The organism is Acinetobacter sp. UBA5934 (genome assembly GCF_002430855.1).
Classification (GTDB): Bacteria; Pseudomonadota; Gammaproteobacteria; order Pseudomonadales; family Moraxellaceae; genus Acinetobacter.
In genome coordinates this window covers 1-3,549 of the sequence record NZ_DJDC01000052.1, presented here as the reverse complement: position 1 = coordinate 3,549, position 3,549 = coordinate 1, and the positions used below count along the sequence as shown (strand labels likewise).

The window sequence follows — 3,549 nt, the reverse complement described above, 5'->3', positions numbered from 1 at the left end:
AGCCGGCTTGATGCAAGTAGTTACTATAGAAACTATAAAATGGCGCATGAGAAAATAATAAAACCAATTCAATAGCAAAAAATGCGGCAACTACCGGGCGTTTTAATATCGGCCATAAGGGTTCTAACTGTTGTTGCGCCCGAGGTGCTGTACTGGGTTCTTTAATACTAAAAGACCATAGGAAAGCCAAAAATGCGATGCACAACAACATGATGGGGAGCAGGGAAATAGGAACAATTTCAAGTAAGGCGCCAATGCCAAAAACACCCACAATAAAACCGACCGAACCCCATTTTCTTACTTTTCCATACAGCTGAGTCCGTTTTTCAGCCAGCCAGAACAGGGTGACTCCTTCAAATTGCGCTAAAATGGCATTCTGAAAAAAGCTGAAAATGAGCATGAGCAATGCCACAGACTGGAAAGTATTTGGAATCAGGAAAATCATGAACCAGATGCAGGCTTCCATCCATGTAGCTATGCGTACCAATAGCATTCTTTTACCCGACTTGTCGGCAATCCATCCCCAAATGAACGGCGCGAAAAAACGGGTAATAATTGCGATTGAAGATAATAATCCGATCTCTTGATAATTAAAGCCCTGGTCTTCCAGATACAGACTCCAAAAAGGCATAAACGTCCCTACTATGGAATAGTAGAAGAAGTAGAATCCTGCCAGTTTATGTTGAATTGGAATACCATGCATTAAGTTGCTTATCCTTGCATTTTCAATATTTTAAAAATATTAAGGGTTGCATAGTATGGCATGGCTTTGCTTGTAATTGCAGTTCGTCAATCTATAAAACGCTAAAAAATGAGTTTTTCAAAAATTAGTAGATGAGCGCTTAAAAGATCAATTTTTCTTAGATTTATGATTAAATTTTTTGAGCATAAAAAACCCTCACTTAGAGGGCTTTTTAATTTGAATAAGCTATTTTTGTTCCCTAAGCGGATTCTCAGGTTCTGCGTTGGGCTTTTTCTGTGGCTCAGAATTCTGATAAGACTTTTGATTACCCTTATCATCATTAGATTCTTTTTGCGGATTTGATTCTTGATTTGGTTGAGTGGTCATGGTTATTTCTCCTTTGCAGATGATTAGCAAATAGATATGCCATATGGTGTTAAACATCAATAATATTTATGTTGTGTATTAACAGTGATAAAAACGAAGGCGCTTATTTATAATGTTTTTATATAGAAACTCAACAGTATCCTGAGGTTCATTGAATGAGCTGAGTCGCTTTTAATTTACGCGCTCTAAATTTTGAACATTATTGACCTGATCCCAATTTCCCGGTTAACACATTCTATTGGTCGGGAACACTTCATGTTTATTTTTCGAGCAGTTTATGTGGATTATTGTTTAATAATCAATTGAATTAAGAAATTTTTTATAAAATTAACATTTGTTATTTGCCTCACAATTTTATCTTTAAATCAATTGGAGAAAGCAAATGTTAAATAAAATGATGATCGCTACCAGCATCGCTGTCTCTGTGATGTTGGCAGGTTGTACATCTTCAATGCCTAACCCTTCCACGGAAAGAAATTTAGCGAAATTGCAAAACAAAAATTGGGTGATGACTGAAATTAATCAAATGACTTATAAAGCTGACCCGAGTTTATCTGCAGTTCCCATGCTTAGTTTTGGTCATAGCCAACTCAGCGGTAGTGATGGCTGTAACCAGTTTATGGGAGGATATGCGGTAAAAGGTCGTCAAATTAAATTTTCCAACTTGGTGATGACTGAAAAAGCCTGTTTAAATCCCACCGATTTACCGCAAAAATTTTCACAAACCTTAAATCAGGTGGTGAGCTATGACGTGAGTGATAGTGAATTAAAGTTATTTGATAGCAACCGTCGTATGGTGCTTAAGTTTAAGAATATTAAATAAAACAAAGAAATAATTTAGCCCTCCTAAGAGGGCTTTTTTTGAGCAATGATATAAACTGAACCACTCAATACGCATTCCATTGGAAACAGAACAACATACTATTTATGTTGTTTTTGCGGATTGTTTTGTTGATTAGGTTGTTGCTTTACATTGGACTGCTGATTTTGTTGATTACTCTGTGGATTTTCTTGGTGCTGCTTGTGTTGATCGCGATCGCGCTCTTGATTATGTTGGCTCATTTGCAGGGTATGTTGATTAACCATGTCAGTTTCCTTCCTTTATTTAGAATCTATACATGACTTAATCTACTATTTAATCTTTCTGATCCAATCTTAACTTTGTGTCAATTTCGTTCAATGTAATTTGTAAACTTCTATATAATTGATTCATAACAATGCTATTTTAAATGCCTTAACATTTATTTATTATTTGCCAATTTTTAGGTAACACCCCTACTTCCCATTAAATTAAAGAGAAGCGATTTAAACGGCTTCAGAAATGTCTTTATAGCTTATTCAAACTGGTAAAATACCTTAGTCATTTTTACCACATTTGCGGCATTCCTGAATGTACCCATGCTTGCAGTCCCAATTGAACTCATAAACATGAATACAGAAAACTTGACGAATGTTATCAAGCATATCTTTAACCTTCCTTAACGGCTTAGAAAAAGTATCGCTATTTAATAACTAATATGGGTACAAACAGCATAATTTTCAAATAGTAAAAGAAAGAATTAGATCAGAATAATAAAATCATTCAGCAGTTTGTAGGTTTATTGATCTTTATCCATGGAATGAGGGGTCGTGGTTTTATCTTGCTGTGAAGTATCATTGTCCTGCTTTTGACATGCACTTAGACCAAACATAATGATCAATCCTAAAAATAATAGTTTTTTCATTATCGTTCCTTATATTCATTAAAAATTAAGCATATAAGAGATATTCGCTTACACGGTTCAATTTTTACAGCAAAAATGTAAAAATGGTTTATTCATTAAATTTTGTATTTACTGTTTTTATAAACATAGTGCTAAATCAATTCTAAATAATTTCAAAAGATTTTAAATAGATTTAATGAATTCGGATTTTTAAGAGATCTCAATGCTCTTTTTAAATTGACTGAGGATATCTTCTCTTTATGATGATCTTCAGTTTTAGTAAACTCTTCAGTAAATCGTCACTGCAATTGTATTTCAATTATATTTAAAAAAAATTACTACTAACTAATTTTTGTACTCCAGTTTAAAAAAGAAGTATTCTTTTTTTCGATACTTCACTGTTCATGCTTATAAATAAGTAAACCCTCATTTTTAATCAGAGAACATTTAAGTCACGATTTCCCATAAGATAGAATTTTCCGAATTTTCAAAAAAACCTACCACTTCATCATTTTCATTGAGCTTGGGAATAAATTGGTTATTTTCCATATCATAATAACCCGCATGATCTTGTGCTTGGGCCAAGGTGACTTCATCGCCCAAAACCTTGTTAATCATTCGCTCTTCCCCTGAAGTGGGATTTTTAATTTTGATCATAACGATTTATCTTCATGTCTATTTTGATCTTTATCATAAGGAATTAAAGCTTAAGGTGTGAATTAATTTGTTAGCTTGAATGTAAAGTGTTTTAGCTTTAATTTCTAAAAGGGAAAAAGA

At 33.6% G+C, this 3,549-nt stretch carries 6 protein-coding genes; 1 reads left to right on the top strand and 5 read right to left on the bottom strand.

The window, feature by feature from the left end:
- Window positions 1-703: MFS transporter (locus tag B2Y23_RS03635; protein ID WP_291369083.1), on the bottom strand; the 703-nt coding region annotated here is incomplete at its 3' end.
- Between the two features lie 225 nt (window positions 704-928).
- Window positions 929-1,069, bottom strand: a complete 141-nt coding sequence (locus tag B2Y23_RS03630) for a hypothetical protein (protein WP_291369081.1) — start codon at window positions 1,067-1,069, stop codon at window positions 929-931.
- A 382-nt stretch (window positions 1,070-1,451) separates the two neighbouring features.
- Here B2Y23_RS03630 and B2Y23_RS03625 point away from each other — a divergent pair, with 382 nt between their 5' ends.
- Complete coding sequence (locus B2Y23_RS03625) at window positions 1,452-1,892, top strand: META domain-containing protein (RefSeq protein WP_291369079.1); 441 nt, start codon at window positions 1,452-1,454, stop codon at window positions 1,890-1,892.
- A 98-nt stretch (window positions 1,893-1,990) separates the two neighbouring features.
- Here the strand turns inward: B2Y23_RS03625 and B2Y23_RS03620 are convergent, their stop codons facing one another.
- The 3 genes from B2Y23_RS03620 to B2Y23_RS03610 all read right to left on the bottom strand — a co-directional run bounded on the left by B2Y23_RS03620 (window position 1,991) and on the right by B2Y23_RS03610 (window position 3,429).
- Complete coding sequence (locus B2Y23_RS03620) at window positions 1,991-2,155, bottom strand: hypothetical protein (protein ID WP_291369077.1); 165 nt, start codon at window positions 2,153-2,155, stop codon at window positions 1,991-1,993.
- A 512-nt stretch (window positions 2,156-2,667) separates the two neighbouring features.
- Entirely contained in the window at window positions 2,668-2,793 is a 126-nt protein-coding gene (locus tag B2Y23_RS03615) for a hypothetical protein (protein WP_291369075.1), read from the bottom strand.
- A gap of 426 nt (window positions 2,794-3,219) precedes the next feature.
- Complete coding sequence (locus B2Y23_RS03610; RefSeq protein ID WP_291369073.1) at window positions 3,220-3,429, bottom strand: hypothetical protein; 210 nt, start codon at window positions 3,427-3,429, stop codon at window positions 3,220-3,222.
- Window positions 3,430-3,549 lie beyond the last annotated feature (120 nt).